Source organism: Halalkalibacter lacteus (genome assembly GCF_036663595.1).
Classification (GTDB): Bacteria; Bacillota; Bacilli; order Bacillales; family Bacillaceae_D; genus Halalkalibacter; species Halalkalibacter lacteus.
The window spans coordinates 1-18447 of sequence record NZ_JAWRVL010000006.1 but is presented as its reverse complement, the minus strand read 5'-3'; the positions used below and the strand labels follow the sequence as shown (position 1 = coordinate 18447).

Here is an 18447-nt window from a genome sequence, read left to right as displayed (position 1 = left end):
CTTGAGAGATACCCTCATAACTTATTATTTCACTACTTTCTTAGCAAGCGGAAGGTCTAGTCTAATTAAATCTTCATAACGCTCACGCTTAATTACTTCAAATACTTCACCATCTTCAACAAACACAACAGCTGGACGTGGAATACGGTTGTAATTATTCGCCATAGCATAGCCATAGGCTCCCGTACAAAATACAGCTAATATGTCTTCATGATTGGCTTTAGGCAAAGGTAAATCCCAAATTAACATATCGCCACTTTCACAACACTTCCCTGCGATGGAAAACGTTTCAGTTGCTTCGTCATTTGCACGATTAGCAAGAACGCCCTCATACTCTGCTTGGTACAGAGCAGGTCGTAAATTATCACTCATTCCACCATCTACTGATAAATAATCACGAACATTTGGAATGTGCTTGTGCGACCCTATTGAGTAAAGGGTTGTTCCGGCATCACCAACAAGTGAACGACCTGGCTCAATCCAAATCTCTGGCATTGTCAAATGTAAGTCTGCTGCCTTTGCCTTTACCACTTCGATCATTTTCGTAACATACTCTCCAACAGGAAGAGGTGTATCTCCTTCAATATAGCGAATTCCAAATCCACCACCAAGATTTAAGACGCTTGGAGTAAAGTTAAATCTTTCTTTCCATTCCATAATAAGTTCAAACATTTTCTCAACTGCCATCACAAAGCCCGTTGTTTCAAAGATTTGAGATCCAATATGGCTATGAACGCCTAATAACTTCAAGAATTCATCGTCTTGTGCCAACTGAACCGCTTCATGCACTTGCCCACTTATAAGGTCAAAGCCAAACTTTGAATCTTCTTGTCCTGTCGAAATATAATCATGCGTATGTGCTTCAACTCCAGGAGTAATTCGAAGGAGAATATCCATTGTATGCTCGCGCTCTTTGCAAATTCGACTTAGTTCACGAAGTTCGTAAAAGTTGTCAACCACAATACAGCCAATTCCAACTTCTACGGCCATTTCAAGTTCAGCTAAGCTTTTGTTATTCCCATGAAAATGCACGCGTTCCATAGGAAAACCTGCTTCAATCGCAGTATAAAGCTCTCCGCCAGAAACGACATCTAGACTTAGTCCAAGTTCATCAGCAAGTTGAAACATAGCCATACAACTAAAGGCTTTGCTAGCATAAGCTACTTGAAACGGTACATTTTCACTTTTAAACGCTTCTTGAAACTGCATGGCACGTTCGCGAATCAAAGCAACGTCATAAATAAATAATGGTGTTCCGTATGTTTTAGCCAGGTCAACTGTATTAACTCCACCTATTTCTAGATGACCTTGCTTATTTATTTGACTTGTTCCATGTGTGTACATCTATTGTCTCTCCTTTTCTCCAATTCAGAAGCGAGAACGCCAAGTTAATTGATAGCATACTTAAAAAACAGCTAATGCTATTACACTAGCTGCTAAAAAAACGAAGAGTGACGGTCACTCAGCTATAGTTAAGATGGTCTTTTTCCACGCTACGGGATGTAACTATATCTCATACTCCATTTTCATTCTGTAGTATGATTGATAACAGGGTAAACAGCCTGTAAATTACATAAAATAATGTGTTTACTTTATCATACTTACTACATTTGATCAAGACGTCTCCGTTTGTCTTAATCAATTAAAGGAGGGGATTCAAAAGGGAAACACCTTTTGAATCCCCATTCACTATTCTGATTTTTGCTTAACCGGATCCTGCGGGTGAACAATACTCGGGCGAAATCGAACAGAAGGAACCGAGGATCGTACCAATATTTGCCAAATTGCTGGAGGATCAAACGGAAGAAACGGCCATAGATATGGTTTTGCAAAAGTTTTTATTGCTACAAGGAAAAATATAAACAATGTCGTTCCAATAATAAACCCAGGCGCTTTAAAGATAGCAACTGCAACGATCAGAAATATTCTAGTAGCTCGCAGTGCAATTCCGAGTTCATAACTAGGTGTTGCAAACATACCAATTGCTCCTAGAGCTACATATAAAATAACCTCTGGTGTGAAATACCCAACCTCAATAGCAATTTCTCCAATTAAGAGAGCCGCCACTAATCCAAGCGCCGTCGCTAAAGGAGAAGGAGTATGAATAGCTGCCATTCGCAATAATTCGATCCCAAGTTCAGCAAATAAAATTTGCAAAAAGACCGGTATATTTGTTGTTTCATTAGGACCAATAAAGTCTAATGCTGCCGGAAGCAAATCAGGATTCATCGTAAGCAATAACCAAAATGGTAAAATAAGTAACGAAAAGACAATGCCGATAAACCTCGTCCACCTTAAAAGTGTTCCAATAAATGGAGCTTGTCGATATTCCTCCGCATGCTGAACATGATGGAAAAACGTTGTTGGTGTAATGATCACACTTGGTGACGTATCAACCATAATAATCACATGACCTTCAAGTAAATGAGTTGCTGCCACATCAGGACGTTCCGTATATCTAACAAGTGGAAAAGGATTCATCCCTTGTTTGACTATATACTCTTCAACAATTTTATCTGCCATTGTTAGTCCATCAATATTAATGGCCTCGAGTTCTTTTCTTATAATTTCTACCATTTTCGGATCGACAATTCCATCAATATAGGAAATACAAATATCTGTTTGGGAGCGGGTACCTACTCGCATGATTTCATTGCGCATTCTGTCATCACGTATCCGACGACGAGTCAGTGCCGTATTGATAATAATATTTTCTGTGTAGCCATCACGTGAACCTCGTACAACTCGCTCTGTATCAGGTTCTGATGGTCCACGTGTCGGATAACTTCTGACATCGATGACAATGGCTTGCTCTTCACCTTCAACAAGAATGAAAACAAGACCCGAAAGCATTTGAGTTGTTGCATCTTCAAGAGTTTTAACAAATTCCACTTGTACATGTGGTAAATGATTGATGATAGCTTGATTAACATTGGTCGAAGCTGTCTTACGTCCACGCGAATCAAGGTCCATTAATTCCTTGAGTAATTCAATAATGTACTGATTATCACATAATCCGTTAACAAAGTACATTTGAATATGTTTATCAAGAATCGTTAACGTTCTGACCCCTACATCAAAGGAGGTTCCAAACCCAAGCCTCTTTTTTAATTCTGCCTCGTTTTCAACAATGTTTCGTGATATCGGGGTCTGGTCTTTTTTAGGTACTTGACTCATGATATCCGCTCCGTTCCAAAATTATTTCAACTGCTTTCCTTGTGATCGGGGCACCTTTTTTTATCGAATCAAAATTCGCCATTTTGCCTATATCACCTACGCCAACCACAATGGGAATGTCTAATTGATCCAAAATATAGACAGTATCTCCATTTATTCTTCCTAGTTCTAAATCTGGTATTCCTTCTTTATCCACTCCAAATTCTGTTAAATACCCGTAACGGTCTATACTTACATCTACATGAGTCCACTCACTTGAATGGGTAGAGGAAGCAACAGCAATGGCCCCTAACACTTCTATTTGCGGATGTTTTGCTACATATTGCATTGCCTTTTCGCCTACCCCCACTTCTCTCTGTCCACAATCATCGAACATAACAAGTACAGGATCGTGAGGGGTTTGCAAAATAAGAGAGACGATTTCCTCACCACTAATAGAAGTTGGATTTCCCCAGGAGTAACTTATACATCTTCCCCCTATATCTTTTGCCGCTAATTCTACTCCTTTTCTGGCGTGTTCATCACCATCAGTAATAAGTATTACCTTTCGTCTCTCCAATTTGATCACCCCTTTGGTTTAAAAAAAATGGCCACTAGAAAACTAAATAGAATCGTTGACGATATCCCTACTGATGTCACTTCAAACACGCCCATACCGATACCAAAAAAACCATAACGATCGCCTTCAGACATGGCGCCGTGAACGAGAGAATGACCAAAACTTGTAATTGGTACCGTTGCTCCTGCTCCAGCAAAGTCAATCAGTCGATCATACAAATGAAACCCATCTAGCAAAGCTCCTCCAACAACAAGTGTGCTTAATGTATGAGTCGGGGACAATTTGCCAACATCCATAAGCATTTGTCCAATAAAGCAAATTACCCCCCCTACGACAAAGGCTGCCACATAGTCAAACATGCCTACTCCTCCCGTTCAAATGACACCGCATGAGCGATACAAGGAATTGACTCTTTTTGTTGAATCATTAATGGACTGAGTAATGCTCCCGTTGCCACAACAAGCATACGCTTGATGCGACCTGATTTCATTTCTTTTAACAAATGTCCAAACGTGACAACAGCTGGGCACGCAGCACCACTTCCTCCTGCAAATACTGGTTGTTCTTGATGGTAGATCATGACACCACAATCTTCATATCTCTCTAAAGTGATTCCCTTTTCTTGTACTAGCTTGCGCAAAATTCCACTCCCTACACGTGATAAATCACCTGTTACTATCACGTCATAATAAGACTGGTCCCTCTTTGTCTCGTTTAAATGAGTCACTATCGTATCTGCAGCAGCTGGGGCCATGGCTGATCCCATATCAAAAGGTTGCTTAATTCCAAAGTCTTTCACTTTTCCAATTGTCGCATCCGTAATTTTAATACCCGTCTGTTTCGTTCCAATTACAATGGCACCTGCGCCTGTTACCGTAAAGGTAGAGGAGTCAGGGCGTTGCCCACCAAATTCAGTTGGATAACGAAATTGACGTTCAGCTGTTGCATTGTGACTACTCACTGCCGTTAAAACAAGTTGAGCCGCCTTCGTATCTACTAGTAAAGAAGCAAGAGCTAAGCCTTCCATAACTGTTGCACATGCAGAAAACAACCCGAAATAAGGCACATCAATTTCTCGTGCATAATAATTAGAAGTGACAATTTGATTTAGTAAATCACCAGCAAAAAAATAATCTATTTCCTCGCTTTTTTTCTCAGCTTGTTTTAAAGCAGTTTCAACAGCGTCTTTCATTAAACGTCGCTCTGCTAGCTCCCAATTATCTTCCCCGGCATATAAATTATCATAGCAAACGTCAAATCTATCTCCGAGGGGACCCTTGGCTTCTTCTGGACCAACTGCCGTCCCTGCCCCCTGTATATAGACAGGATTATGAAAGTGCCACGTCTGCTTCCCTCTTCTCTCCATGCGAACACGTCCTTTTACGATTTTAGCCAAGAAGACCTTACTTAGCCTCTGAGCAATGAGCGTAGCCGTCGCTGCTTCCTTGAGAATCTTTTCAAGGCGGGGTTTGCCTTTTTCAGTCCCTCCGCCGCGAAGCTAAGTGGGATCGATCAAGAAGTAATTAACATCTCAACAAGCATCCTTGTTAATCCAACTAGATAAGCTGATAAGACCCCGAATGCAATAACAGCCCCAGTTAACTTAAACATATTTGCTCCAATTCCAAATACAAGTCCTTCACTTCTATGTTCGAGTGCGGCACTTGTCATCGCATTGGAGAATCCAGTAACAGGAACTAGAGAACCCGCTCCAGCAAATTGCCCTAGCTTATCATAAACACCAAAGCCAGTCGCAAGTGCTGCTAATAAAATAAGGGTTGCAAGCGTAGGGCTCATTGCTTCTGCTTGGGTAATAGGTAAGAATGTCATATAAATGCGGCTAATTCCCTGTCCAACTGCGCAAATCGCCCCCCCTATTACGAATGCTTTTAAACCATTTTTCAAAATATGTTTCTTCGGTTGATAAAGCTTTATATTTTTCTGATACATTTTTTTCTGTTCTTCATCCGTAACCACTCTTACACCTCTTCTCAAAATTCACAACCCGGGGTAATGAAACTGTCGGTAACGTATACCAGTAGTATGACTGAAGAAACGTAGAATCATTCCAGATATGGTACGTTTTTTAAGAAAAAACGCAAAGCGGTCTTTTTCTTATATAGTTTCATACTTCATTAAATTCACTCAATTTTTATACTTTCTGATCTTTTTTAGAAAAACGAAAAAAACGACTAACAAGCTATGGTTAAGCTTCTTAGTCGGCAGCTTTCGTATGAAAAAGGGACGATTCCCTCCTTTTTGAACAGTCTGAACACGCTCTTATATAACAATCTTATTTACTTCGTGACCTTCATTCTTCCGTTCTGTTAGCCATTGGGTGTAGTCGTATTTACCCTCAACATATACTTGATGCCAGATCATAAACGAAAGTACCGTCCATATTTTTCGGCTACGGTCAGCTTTATTTAGACTGTGTTCTTCAAGCAATTGTCGAACATAGCTTTTATTAATATACTCGTCCGTTTCACTTTCATTGAGCAATCTTGTAGCCCAGTCATACCACTCATTTTTCAACCAATGACGCAACGGAACAGGGAAGCCTAATTTCTTACGCATAAACACATGATCTGGTACAATTCCTTCAAACGCTTTACGGAGAATGTATTTGGTTGTACCACTTGTAATTTTCCAATCAGCAGGAATTTGCGAGGCAAGCTCGAACACATTCTTATCAAGAAAAGGTACTCGCAACTCCAAAGAATGAGCCAGCGTCATTTTATCTGCTTTTACTAAAATATCGCCACGTAACCACGTACACATATCTAAATGTTGCATCCGATTCACGTCATGTTGATAAATAGTATCCTGATAAATGGGGGTTGTAATGATCTCATTTGCAAACCTTTTATTATACATTGATAAAAGGTGTTCTTTTTCCATCTCTGAAAACATCTTCGCATTTCCTATATACCGTTTTTCTAGCGGGGTGATACCACGCTCCAGAAAGCTCTTTCCCTTCATGCCCTCTGGTAATATGTTTGCTAGCCTCCTTAGATTCTTTTTCAAGATGGAAGGAATGTACTGAAAGAAAGCTAAGCTTTGCGGTTCACGGTATATGTTATAACCCCCAAATAATTCATCAGCACCTTCCCCTGATAGCACCACTTTCACGCGTTTGCTTGCTTCTTTTGCAACAAAATAAAGAGGGACACACGCAGGATCTGCAAGAGGATCATCCATATGCCACATGATTTTAGGCAATTCATCACGATATTCAACTGCAGTAATGATTTTGCTATAGTTTTTTATATTTAGCTTGTCCGTACTTTCTTTCGCAACATCTATTTCACTGTATCCATCATGTTCAAACCCTACTGAATATGTTTCTAGATCCGGTTTCAACTCTTTAGCGATTGTCGCAATGATTGTAGAGTCGATACCACCTGATAGAAAAGCACCAACAGGGACATCACTTCGCATATGTTTTTCGACTGAGTCATACATTGTCTCTCTAATTTGATTCACCCAATCGCCTTCACTTTTATTTATAGGACTAAATGTTGGTTTAAAGTATTGCGTAATGTTAACTTTTTTCCCGACTTTTTTTCAAGTGTGTGACCTGGTTCAAGCTTATAAATATCTTTTGTTATTGTATGCGGTTCGGGCACATATTGAAAAGACATATAATGATGAAAAGCTTGTTCACTCAATTGATGTTCCCCGTCACTTGTAAGCAAACTTTTCTTTTCTGACGCTAGCATAAGACCGTCCGCTACTTCTTTATAAAATAATGGCTTAATGCCAAATTGATCTCGTGCAGCAAACGCTCGTTTCTCAACATTATCCCAAATGACGAAAGCGAACATCCCACGCAAGTGTTGGACAACATTTGCCCCTACTTCACTATAAAGTGCAAGAATCACTTCCGTATCAGATTCAGTTTGAAACGGTTTCCCTTTTTCAAGCAGTTCCTTTCTTAATTCTACATAATTATAAATTTCGCCATTAAAAACGATCCAATACCGTCCATTTTCATATGATAAAGGTTGATCTCCTCCTTCTAAATCGATAATGCTCAAGCGACTAAACCCTAAATGAACATGGTCTCCATGCATATACCCTTCTTGATCCGGCCCTCTATGAGGGATCATTTTATTCATTTCTTGTATTTTATTAACATGATCATATTTTTGAGGAGTATCGAACAAATACGTCACAAATCCACACATAATCTTGCACCTACTTTTCTACGTTCATATTGTACTTTTTCTAGTATTTGATACATCATACTTGATATACATATATTAGACGTTGTGTAGCTATATTAGGATTCACTAGAAAAAAACTTTTCATCACGAAAGTAAGACAAATGAAAAGTTTTCACATTAGGAATAAACCATAAGCAAAAAAAAAGAGACAACTCGACTGAGTTATCTCTTTTTACTATTCTTGACTCTTACAACTGATGTTCTTTTTCTTCATATGAATGTGCTACCCATCCTTCTGTTTCAATGAACAGGCGAACCGCAACCACTTGACGATCGTCCATGAGCGTGAAAAAATGCGGTGTATTCTCGGGCACCGAAATGACATCCCCTGCTTCAAGCTCAATATTAAAGTAGCCTGTCTCTTCATCACCTTTTACTATGAAGATCCCGTGACCTGCCGTTATCGCTCGAACTTCATCTTCTGTATGTGTGTGAACTTGTTCAAATTTCTTTAATAACTCTTCTAAATTAGGTGTTATTTCTGATAGAGCGACAATGTCCCAATTTTGATAACCACGTCGCTCAACCAATGAACGAATATCTGCATCATATGCTTTTAAAATTTCTGATTTGTCATCATCCGATAGGTCAAATTTCGCAACTAAACTCTTAGGCAACTTACTCATATCCCATCTTTCAAAAAAGACACCTTGCGCTTCAAGAAATGCATGAACATTCTCATATCCTTTGATTACTTCTCCACTGTTTCTTACTTTTATAACTGCCATGTTATAAAACCTCCTTTAAATTTAATGCTTTTGCATGCAATAATTTCATTTGGTACGAAAAAAGGAATTCACAAGCTTCAAGATGCCTTTTTGCTTCGAATGCATTTCTTCCCCATACCGTAATACCATGGTTTCGTATTAAAACCGCTTTTGTGTCAGCTGAAATTTGTTCGCCAACAGCCAGACCTAATGTTGGCAAGTCTGCAAAATTTTCAACTATTGGAATCGTTAGTTCTCCGTCTTCTTCCCAAATTCCAAATGCCTTTATCAACTCCACATTCCGAAATGTAACGGAGCCTTTCTCAGCATAAAGTTCTGAAATCAAATTATTATCAAGTGTATGAACATGAAGACTACATCCAGCATCCGTTCTCTTATAAACCTCTAAATGAATCACTGTTTCCGCCGATGGTTTTCCCTGCTCAGTTAGGGCATTTCCATCCTGATCAACGAGGACAAAATCTTCTTCTGTCTCTTGATACTTATCCTTACCGCTCACCGTGACAAGACAAGTAAGTGGCTCATCACTGACCTTGATAGATAGATTTCCACTCGTTCCTGGAAACCAGTTTCTTACCCCAAGTTCACGTTTAATAGAGGCAAGTTCATTCCAAGCTGAAATCATACTTTCACCTCATTTTGTTCTAAAATTCGAATAACATCATGAAACGTTTCAAAAGACTGATAAGGCAGATTCAATTCTTCACACTTTTGCTGCAGGAAATCTCGTGCAATGACTAAATCAGCTTGCTTAGCAGCTTGCAAGTCCGTGATTGAATCACCTATAACAATCTTATAATGCCCTTCTCCAATTTCGCGCAAAATTGATGGCTTGCAACAGCCACATTCATTTGAACATTGTTCATCACAGGTATGCGGCCATTCAACTCGGATTTTCTCTTCATTAAATTTCGCTTCATTACAATAAACCGGCAAGTTGTATCCTTTTAAAAGTGGATGAACAAAAAAGTCCATACCTCCACTAACAACGACTAAATCTAGTCCATTCCTTTTTGTGTATGAAACAAATTCACCGAACCCTTCACGAATCTTTGCATCATTTAAAATGAAGGTTGTCATTTCTTCTTTTAATTCAGCAGGGAGGAGACGAAAGAATTGGCCCACTCCTTTTTTAATCGAAATCCGTTGACTAAGAATATCATCTTTAATTTCTTCCCATTCAGGTGGGGCAAATTTCTTCATAATCGCGACAATATTATCATTCTCTGTAATCGTCCCATCAAAATCGCAGAATATCATCGGATTCAGGGTCATTCCCCTCCCCATAGTTCAATCGCTTGAGCTAACTCCTGATTTTCAGTCGCTGCCTCTTTTAAAGATTTATGATCTAATACAGCATCAATTGCCTGAAGAAATGCTTTTCCACCCGCTGCAGCACCTCCAGGGTGACCGTGAATTCCACCGCCCGCATTAATAATGCTGTCGACCCCAAAATCAGCGATCAATTTCGGCGTTAAACCCGGGTGGATGCCAGCAGATGGCACAGGAAATGCTTTTTTAAAGACCGAATCTTCACTTGTTAAGTTCAGAGCTATCTCTTGTGTCTCTTCTTTTGCCATCGCAACAGAACCATAAGGAGACGGAAATAAAACTAGATCTGCTCCAGCCATACGAGCTAATTTCCCAAGTAACAAACCTGGTGAAACCCCGAAATCTGGCGAAGAAATCATCGTTCCCGAAAATGCTGGATGGGCCATAATTGGCAATGGAATATTCGGGTCTTCTGCAAGTGCCTGCATAACATCCAAGCCATAGGCGTATGTATTAAACAGCAAAAGATCAGCGCCTAATTCCACCGCTTTATAAGCATTTTCTTTTAACTCCATTGTTTTTCCTGTTAAGTTGACTGCATGAAGCGTTCGTTTTCCAGTTTCTTCATAACTCTCCCGTAAAGCCTCTTGACAAACTGCTATTCTTTTTTCAAGTGGCGTTCGTTCATTTTCAAAAAGAATTTCATCATCTTTAACGATGTCAATTCCTCCAAGAGCTTGTGCTTTCATTTGCTCTTTAAGCGAAGATAAATCGCGCCCGATGACTCCTTTAAAAATACTCATTAATAAAGGACGGTTATATGCATTCGTTAATTCTCTAATACCTTCTATTCCATATTTCGGCCCAGGGTACCCTTGTTTTACCTCATCAGAAAATGCCAAGTCAATGAGTTTCACCTTGCCATCTAATGAGAACTTCCCAAATGTTGTTGTCAGAACCGCTGGCAAATCATTTGAAAAGTTCACGCTTGGATATCCTACGGAAATACGAGCCTTATTATTTGTTACCATTTTTGCTTCAACGACTCTTCCTTTATGACGCTCGAGCTGAGCTTGTTCCACTGCAGGTAGATTAGTCCATGAACCTACTGTTAACCCAACAGCAATTGCCTCTGCTTTTTTTTCTAAACTTTCTGGCTTTGCTTCAAGAAGGTATGTTGCTATTACTTCACTCACTATACTAAAACCTCCATTATGTACTTCTTCTACTAAATTGTGGATAAACGCGATATTGGCACTTAATAATAGTTTTGAATTATGCCAGTATTCTTATTTTCCGTCAATCATCAAAGGGTGTTTTTCCTTTTTGTACATAGAAAAATTTGACTACTTATAGTAGTATCTCAATTTTATCACTTTATCAAACTAAATGATCTCTTAATTTGCAAAATCCAATTGACAGTTCCCTTTCATTCGGTGTAAGATGACACTCAAATAGGAAAGCTTTTTTAAAAGTAGCTTATAACTAGACTAAATGAGATCGTATTAAAGTGCCCACGTATCGGCTTTTAGGGGACCTTCTTTAACCAATGAATGCATATAACTTCATATAACTCTTATTACGAGAAGGCTGAGGGAATTGGACCGATGACGCCCGGCAACCGGCTTAAAAGCAATGGTGCTACTTCCAACGGAATGATAAACATTCTGACAGATAAGAGGAACGAACACGATGTTTCAATCCTCTTGATTTGTTTTCAAGAGGATTTTTTTATTGGAAATCATAACTACATCGTACTTAACGGACCACAATAAGTTCTTTTAGGAGGTTGCACATATGAAAGTACTAACTTTGCAAAAGAAAATCTATAAACCTTTAAACACAGAAACAGCAATGGAGTTAAGTAAAAAATTGCAATTATTCGACCTGGATGATCAACTCACTTCTGAAGAAATTGGTGATGGAAATTTAAATTTGGTTTTTCGAGTAATGAATGAACAATCTGGTAAATCACTCATTATTAAACAAGCACTCCCATACGCCAAAGTTGTTGGAACAAGCTGGCCGTTAACACTAGACCGTGCTCGTATTGAAAGTGAATCATTAAAACGAACATACCAACTCGTTCCAAATTTCACTCCAAAAGTCTACTTTAGTGATTCAAACCGTGCTGTTACAGTTATGGAAGATCTATCTGATTTCACTATTTTACGTAAAGGTTTACTTGCTGGGAATGTTTATCCTAACTTAGGAAAGGATATCGGACAATTTCTAGCACATACACTCTTTTTCAATTCAGACTTTGGGTTAAATCAACAAGAAAAGAAAATCCAAAGTAGTCGCTTTATTAACCCTGAATTGTGTAAAATCACAGAAGACCTTGTATTCACAGATCCATTCTATGATCACGACACTAATAATATTGATGAAGACCTTAAGCCATTTGTTGCAAAAACGATATGGGAAGATCCATCTTTAAAGCTTGAAGTCGCGTCATTAAAAAAGGCTTTTCTCACAAAAGGAGAAACACTCGTTCATGGTGATCTTCATACAGGGAGTATTTTTGTTCGTGAAGAAGATACGGTAGTGATTGACCCTGAATTTGCCTTTTACGGTCCAATGGGATTTGATATTGGTGCCTTCATTGCCAACATTATTTTGAATTATTTATCTCAACAAGTTCATTTAAAAGATCAGCCACAAAAGCAAGAAGAATACAAACACTACTTACTAAATGTCATTTCTGAAAGCTGGAATGTATTTAGTGAAGAATTTACCTACCTTTGGAATCAACACCCACAAGATGTCTATATGAGTGTTGATGGTTATCTCGATCAAACGTTACAAGAGATTTTCAAAGATACGATTGGATTTGCAGGTTGTAAAATAGTCCGACGAATGATTGGTCTTGCCGGTGTAGAAGATGTTGAATGTATTTTAAATCAAGCAGTCAAAAATGAAGTAAAGAAAACTGCACTTACTCTCGGGAAAAACCTAATCTTAGAACGTAGTCAGATTTCAACAATAGATGAATTAGTAAAGGTTGTGAGTAAACATGCTTAATAGCCCCATTCGTTCCGTTCAATGGAACATAGACAAAATTATATTACTAGATCAGCGATTGCTTCCAGGAAAGACGGAATTTCTCACACTAACTTCAATAGAAGATGTTTGGGATGCCATCTTTGAACTAAAAGTACGTGGTGCACCAGCAATTGGCATTGCCGCTGCATATGGATTAGCTCTTTCAACACAACAATCAACACTATCCGATTTTGATAAGTTTCGTTTGGAACTTGAAAAAGAAGCCGCCTATTTAGAAACGTCTAGACCTACTGCTGTCAATTTATTTTGGGCAATAAAACGGATTCTCTCTGTTGTAAGAGATGTAACGACTGTTCAAGAAGCGAAAGAAGCTGTTTTAGCAGAAGCTCTTTTAATTGAAAAAGAAGATGAAGAAGTTTGTCGATCAATCGGGGAATACGCACTTAGTTTATTTCAAGATGAAGACACATTGCTTACTCATTGTAATGCAGGAGGAATTGCAACAGCTCGCTACGGTACTGCACTTGCGCCGTTTTATATTGCAAAAGAACGCGGAATTAACTTAAAAGCTTTTGCTTCTGAAACACGTCCGGTCTTACAAGGAGCAAGACTTACAGCATGGGAACTCCAACAACTTGGTGTTGATGTCACGTTAATAACTGATAATATGGTCGCACATACGATTCAATCAAAAGGCATTAATGCAGTCATTGTTGGCGCTGACCGCATTGTAGCAAATGGTGATACTGCTAATAAAATTGGAACGTACGGTCTCGCCCTCATTGCCAAGTCATTAGGAGTTCCATTTTACGTTGCTGCACCACTATCGACCATTGATTTAGACACAGCAACAGGTTCTGATATTGAAATTGAAGAACGCCATCCTGATGAAGTCCGTACCATCAATGGTCACCCTATTTCACCAGCTAATATTAACGTCTTTAACCCAGCCTTTGATGTTACACCTGCAGAGTTAATTACCGGTATCATTACGGAAAAAGGCATTATAAAAGGTGACTACCCAAAAGAGATTGTTGCTCTTTTTCAGTAATGTTACCTAATTAAAAAAGAACGATTGACGGTCGAGAAATCCTTATAAAAGATGGGGTTTCTCTTTTTTTATCAAACCGTAACTTCCCCTACGACTTACATCATCCAAAACTTTAGAGAGAAATCATTAGATTCTATTTAACGCCTTTATACTATACACTATTATCAAACTAGTAAAAGGAGTGAAACAATCATGACGATTATAGCATTTTCATTTGCACGTTTTGCAATTACCTCAAGTCTCCAAGCAGTCACAGTCAATCAACTTGATACAATACCAGAAGGATTTAATAATTCAATCAGGTGGAATGCAGGGCATGTTCTTGTTATTGCTGAAAGTATATTAAGCCACTTAGAACATTATGAAAAAACTCTTCCTCCGCATTATAAAGAGTTTTTTCACAAGGGTACTAGTCCTGCAGATTGGAAAAGCGAGCCACCGGCCATTTCAGAAATAGTGGAATTATCAGACAGACAACTTCAGGCAGCTCAAACACTAGTTGAGAATCATACAGATATACCACTTGAAAAGCCTTTTGAACTGCGTGACCATTTGTTTTCTACTGTTCCAGATTTACTCAGCTTTCTCTCTTTTCATGAAGGTCTCCATTTTACTGCAATTAAAATATTGCTTAAAACAACAACAAAATGAGGCGCACGTAAAAGAGGGTGTCTCAAAAGAGTCTGCCACCGACTAGTTAGCACTATATAATATAGAAGTTGAGCATTTGCTCAACTTCTATATTGTACCCTAATGGTCAGACTCTTTGGTTTTGAGTCACCCTCTTCATTTGAAGAAATTATATATCTCCCATTTCTAGCTTCATTTGCTCAAGTATTTTCTTTTCAAGTCTTGAGACTTGAACTTGAGAGATACCAAGTCTCGTTGCTACTTCTGATTGGGTTTGATCTTTGTAATAACGCAGATAGACAATTAGCCGTTCTCTTTCATCAAGATCGCGAATCGCTTCTTTTAAAGCAATTTTATCAAACCATTTCGTTTCCGTTTGATCAGCAATTTGATCTAACAGTGTGATCGGATCTCCGTCATTTTCATAAACGGTCTCATGAATGGACGAAAGTGACCGGCTCGCTTCACCGGCAAAGACGACTTCTTCCGGCGTGATTTCTAATGCCTCAGCAATCTCATTAACAGTTGGAGTCCGCCCGAGAGATTTGGTCATTTCATCTTTCATTTTACGAATCTTATTTCCTAGTTCTTTAATGGAACGACTGACTTTCACCGTACCATCATCACGGAGAAAGCGCTGAATCTCACCAATAATCATCGGTACGGCATAGGTTGAAAATTTAACATCATAGGACAAATCAAACTTATCAACTGACTTTATAAGCCCGATACACCCGATCTGAAATAAGTCATCTGCCTCATAGCCACGGTTCATAAACCGTTGTACGACCGACCATACGAGCCTCGTATTTCGATTGACGATTAAGTCTCTTGCATCTTGATCGCCATCCTGGCTTCTAGCAATTAGCGCTTTTACTTCAGCATCGGAAAAATGTGCCTGCTTTTTCTTCTGTTGTTTTACCTCGACATCCATAGGCAAAACTCCTTAATTACACATAGCTTTGCTATTTGTGAGTGTTTTTTTTAAATATACGGTCGTACCGATCGATGGTTCAGATACGATTTGAAGTTCATCCATAAAGTTTTCCATAATCGTAAATCCCATACCAGAACGCTCTAGCTCTGGCTTAGTCGTAAAGAGAGGTTGACGAGCTTCTTCAATATCTTGAATTCCCATACCTTCATCTCGAATCGTTAGTTCTATCGTTCCATTTTCAAGCGTACAATGAATATACACCATTCCATCTGATTGATTATTGTAGCCGTGAATGATCGAATTTGTGACTGCTTCTGATACCACTGTCTTAATTTCAGTTATTTCATCCATCGTTGGGTCAAGTTGAGCAATAAATGCTCCCACAGTTACACGCGCAAACGACTCGTTTTGGCTCTGAGCTGAAAACTTCAAATCCATCACATTTTGCATCGCTTAAGCCACCCCCAAAGTTTGCAAAGCAAATTGTTCACTTTCTTCTAAGCGGATAATTTTAAACAAACCTGACATTTCAAACAAGCGTTTTACTGAAGAGGATATCGCACAAACGACCATCTCTCCTGCATTTGCTTTCACTTGTTTATACCTGCCAAGAATGACGCCTAGACCAGAGCTATCCATAAATGTGAGTAACTCTAAGTTTAAAACAATATGCTTCACCTGGCCGTCTACTAGCTTCTGTTCAATCTGACCACGTAACTCTTCTGCGGTATGATGATCGAGCTCGCCCTCTAATCTGACGAGCAAGACACTCCCTTTTTTCTCCAAATCAATTCGTAAGCTCATTTCATCACTCCCTCTAGTTAGCTTACATGAGTTTGCGTATAGACTTTTGCCTATAACATGTCAACCCATTTTCCTGCTTTGCTAGAAAGAGATTCGCTCTTTTCCTTGCTTCTTCCTGCTAGATGACAAAACTAGTCTTCATTCGCAAAAAGTAGTCAAAAGAAGCGTTAGGCAGCTCCAAATTTCGCAAGCGTGCGCTTAAACAATTTCCACCAAGATGCTTCATATACATCATCACCTGCAACAAGTGGCGTCTCACTGAGGACTTCGCCTTCCTTCTCAATAAACAACGTTCCAAGGACATCGCCTTTTTTAACTGGTGCACGCAAACTAGCATCGATTTCAAGACGCTCTACAACGTCATCCACTTTCACACCCTTTTTCGTAAGGATAGAAACCGACTCTGACGTTACTACCGGAATCGTATCTTTATCTCCTTTGCTTACTTCAACATCAGCTAAAACATGATCACGCTCATAAAGTTTATGCGTTTGGAATTGATTAAACGCATAGTCAAGCATCGATGTTATCTGGGCATTCCGCTCTTTTGGTGTTGGTGCCCCCATAATAACCGTAATGACACGCATATCATTCTTCTCAGCTGTTGCCGTTAAACAGTACATCGCTTCACGTGTATACCCTGTTTTTAATCCATCTACTCCAGGGTAAAACTTCACTAACTTATTCGTATTAACGAGCCAGAATTTATTATCCGTATCAGCTCGTAAGTAGTCCTCATAAATGCCTGTGTATTTTGTAATTTCATCATACTTTAATAATTCCTTAGAAATCATCGCTAAATCATATGCGGTTGTATAATGATTGTCTGCCGGTAGACCATTTGTGTTCATGAAATTTGTATTCTTGAGTCCCAGTTCTTTTGCTTTATCATTCATTATCGCAACGAATTCTTCTTCCGTTCCTGCGATGTGTTCAGCCATTGCTACAGTTGCATCATTTCCAGATGCGACGGCAATTGCTTTTAACATATCACTAACACTCATCTCTTCACCTGGTTCTAAGAAAATTTGTGACCCCCCCATAGATGCAGCGTATTCACTCGTACGAACCGTATCATCGTAAGCAATTGAACCTTTATCAATTGCTTCCATAATTAAGAGCAGCGTCATGATTTTTGTCATACTAGCTGGTGGAAGTTTCTCATGACTATTTTTCTCAAACATCACTTCCCCGGTATCTCGTTCAATCAAAATAGCTGAAGATGCTTTTTCAGCTAACTTTGCATTTCTTTCTTCTGCACTAGCCATCGGTGTCAAAACACTTAAAACAAGGCATACGCTTAAAATACTGGATAGAACTTTCCTCATCTCCATCCGACCTCCATCTCATTTTCATAGTCGTCCCTAGGTGCCTTTTTCTCTTACCTAAAAAAGAGGAAACTCCACCCAAGTTGGCTACCCCCCATTTTTTCCATTTATGCTATGTTTATACACGAAATACTCAATTTTATTTAATTTCTAAAATCTAGATTCCTCAATATCTATTATGAAAGGATGAAAGAATAATCAAAAAAAGGAAATGAGTTGGAACGATCGAAGTAAATCCTGCAATTTCAAAAGGGAACTTTCTAGCCTTTACCAGTGTAATTTGTTATACATCAGTAAAAATATTATAAATTGTTATAATACATATCGGAGTCGTAATATAACCATTTGTTTAATCCTGACACTAGAAAAATGGGTGGCCTTTTTTTGCAAAATAAGTAATATTCAATTCAATGCTTTGATTTGTTCGTTTTGATTCAATACTCTCTCCACACCCTTCATATTTATAGCTTCTAAATAGTAGTTAGAGACAGTATCAAATAACGCAATAATTTCCCTGAATTTTTGAAACGCTGTTTTAGAATACCAACACCTAAAAATGAGAACATTTAAAGATCCTGACTCGCCATTTCTTTTCTTTGCGGAATTATTTTAAACGCAAAAAAACATAACCCATTGGATTATGTTTTTTTGCCTGGCAACGTCCTACTCTCACAGGGGGAAGCCCCCAACTACCATCGGCGCAAAAGAGCTTAACGACCGTGTTCG

The 18447-nt window shown here is 38.8% G+C and carries 17 protein-coding genes, 1 rRNA gene, 1 pseudogene and 1 riboswitch; of the genes and pseudogenes, 3 read left to right on the top strand and 16 right to left on the bottom strand.

Going from position 1 to position 18447, the window contains the following annotated elements; translation table 11 throughout:
• Positions 1 to 24 precede the first annotated feature (24 nt).
• The 11 genes and pseudogenes from lysA to SAZ04_RS05850 all read right to left on the bottom strand — a co-directional run bounded on the left by lysA (position 25) and on the right by SAZ04_RS05850 (position 11161).
• Positions 25 to 1344, bottom strand: coding sequence for a diaminopimelate decarboxylase (gene lysA / locus SAZ04_RS05900; RefSeq protein ID WP_332692498.1), 1320 nt, complete (start codon positions 1342 to 1344; stop codon positions 25 to 27).
• Positions 1345 to 1689: 345 nt separating this feature from the next.
• Positions 1690 to 3177 carry a spore germination protein gene (locus SAZ04_RS05895; protein WP_332692495.1) on the bottom strand — a complete coding sequence of 496 codons (1488 nt, stop codon included), beginning with the start codon at positions 3175 to 3177 and terminating at the stop codon, positions 1690 to 1692.
• Entirely contained in the window at positions 3161 to 3736 is a 576-nt protein-coding gene (spoVAEA, locus tag SAZ04_RS05890; protein WP_332692492.1) for a stage V sporulation protein SpoVABEA, read from the bottom strand. Before spoVAEA ends, SAZ04_RS05895 begins: the two co-directional genes overlap by 17 nt.
• A gap of 5 nt (positions 3737 to 3741) precedes the next feature.
• A complete protein-coding gene (gene spoVAE / locus SAZ04_RS05885; RefSeq protein ID WP_332692489.1) occupies positions 3742 to 4095 on the bottom strand; it encodes a stage V sporulation protein AE in 354 nt (117 codons plus the stop codon).
• Between the two features lie 2 nt (positions 4096 to 4097).
• Positions 4098 to 5102, bottom strand: a complete 1005-nt coding sequence (gene spoVAD / locus SAZ04_RS05880) for a stage V sporulation protein AD (RefSeq protein ID WP_332692938.1) — start codon at positions 5100 to 5102, stop codon at positions 4098 to 4100.
• Positions 5103 to 5248: 146 nt separating this feature from the next.
• On the bottom strand, positions 5249 to 5713 hold the full coding sequence (gene spoVAC, locus SAZ04_RS05875) for a stage V sporulation protein AC (protein WP_431308966.1): 465 nt from the start codon (positions 5711 to 5713) through the stop codon (positions 5249 to 5251).
• Between the two features lie 303 nt (positions 5714 to 6016).
• A pseudogene (gene asnB / locus SAZ04_RS05870) lies at positions 6017 to 7926 on the bottom strand (asparagine synthase (glutamine-hydrolyzing)).
• Between the two features lie 227 nt (positions 7927 to 8153).
• Positions 8154 to 8693 carry a 1,2-dihydroxy-3-keto-5-methylthiopentene dioxygenase gene (locus tag SAZ04_RS05865; RefSeq protein WP_332692486.1) on the bottom strand — a complete coding sequence of 180 codons (540 nt, stop codon included), beginning with the start codon at positions 8691 to 8693 and terminating at the stop codon, positions 8154 to 8156.
• A gap of 1 nt (position 8694) precedes the next feature.
• Complete coding sequence (locus SAZ04_RS05860; protein WP_332692483.1) at positions 8695 to 9318, bottom strand: methylthioribulose 1-phosphate dehydratase; 624 nt, start codon at positions 9316 to 9318, stop codon at positions 8695 to 8697.
• The gene (locus tag SAZ04_RS05855) at positions 9315 to 9968 is read right to left on the bottom strand and encodes a 2-hydroxy-3-keto-5-methylthiopentenyl-1-phosphate phosphatase (RefSeq protein WP_332692480.1); all 654 of its coding nucleotides are present in this window, start codon (positions 9966 to 9968) and stop codon (positions 9315 to 9317) included. Before SAZ04_RS05855 ends, SAZ04_RS05860 begins: the two co-directional genes overlap by 4 nt.
• Entirely contained in the window at positions 9965 to 11161 is a 1197-nt protein-coding gene (locus tag SAZ04_RS05850; protein WP_332692478.1) for a 2,3-diketo-5-methylthiopentyl-1-phosphate enolase, read from the bottom strand. Before SAZ04_RS05850 ends, SAZ04_RS05855 begins: the two co-directional genes overlap by 4 nt.
• 377 nt (positions 11162 to 11538) lie before the next feature.
• Positions 11539 to 11646: riboswitch (SAM riboswitch) on the top strand.
• Between the two features lie 116 nt (positions 11647 to 11762).
• Here SAZ04_RS05850 and mtnK point away from each other — a divergent pair.
• The 3 genes from mtnK (at position 11763) to SAZ04_RS05835 (ending at position 14673) form a co-directional block, all read left to right on the top strand.
• Positions 11763 to 12989, top strand: coding sequence for an S-methyl-5-thioribose kinase (gene mtnK, locus SAZ04_RS05845; RefSeq protein ID WP_332692476.1), 1227 nt, complete (start codon positions 11763 to 11765; stop codon positions 12987 to 12989).
• Entirely contained in the window at positions 12982 to 14022 is a 1041-nt protein-coding gene (mtnA, locus tag SAZ04_RS05840) for an S-methyl-5-thioribose-1-phosphate isomerase (protein WP_332692474.1), read from the top strand. The genes mtnK and mtnA overlap by 8 nt, the downstream gene beginning before the upstream one ends.
• A gap of 192 nt (positions 14023 to 14214) precedes the next feature.
• A complete protein-coding gene (locus SAZ04_RS05835) occupies positions 14215 to 14673 on the top strand; it encodes a DinB family protein (RefSeq protein ID WP_332692472.1) in 459 nt (152 codons plus the stop codon).
• A gap of 148 nt (positions 14674 to 14821) precedes the next feature.
• Here the strand turns inward: SAZ04_RS05835 and sigF are convergent, their stop codons facing one another.
• The 5 genes from sigF to rrf form a co-directional block, all read right to left on the bottom strand.
• On the bottom strand, positions 14822 to 15586 hold the full coding sequence (sigF, locus tag SAZ04_RS05830) for an RNA polymerase sporulation sigma factor SigF (RefSeq protein WP_332692469.1): 765 nt from the start codon (positions 15584 to 15586) through the stop codon (positions 14822 to 14824).
• Between the two features lie 12 nt (positions 15587 to 15598).
• Positions 15599 to 16039 carry an anti-sigma F factor gene (spoIIAB, locus tag SAZ04_RS05825; protein WP_332692466.1) on the bottom strand — a complete coding sequence of 147 codons (441 nt, stop codon included), beginning with the start codon at positions 16037 to 16039 and terminating at the stop codon, positions 15599 to 15601.
• A gap of 3 nt (positions 16040 to 16042) precedes the next feature.
• Complete coding sequence (gene spoIIAA / locus SAZ04_RS05820) at positions 16043 to 16393, bottom strand: anti-sigma F factor antagonist (RefSeq protein WP_332692463.1); 351 nt, start codon at positions 16391 to 16393, stop codon at positions 16043 to 16045.
• Positions 16394 to 16560: 167 nt separating this feature from the next.
• Positions 16561 to 17721, bottom strand: coding sequence for a D-alanyl-D-alanine carboxypeptidase family protein (locus SAZ04_RS05815; RefSeq protein WP_332692458.1), 1161 nt, complete (start codon positions 17719 to 17721; stop codon positions 16561 to 16563).
• A gap of 650 nt (positions 17722 to 18371) precedes the next feature.
• Positions 18372 to 18447, bottom strand: a 5S ribosomal RNA gene (rrf, locus tag SAZ04_RS23380); the annotation flags it as partial.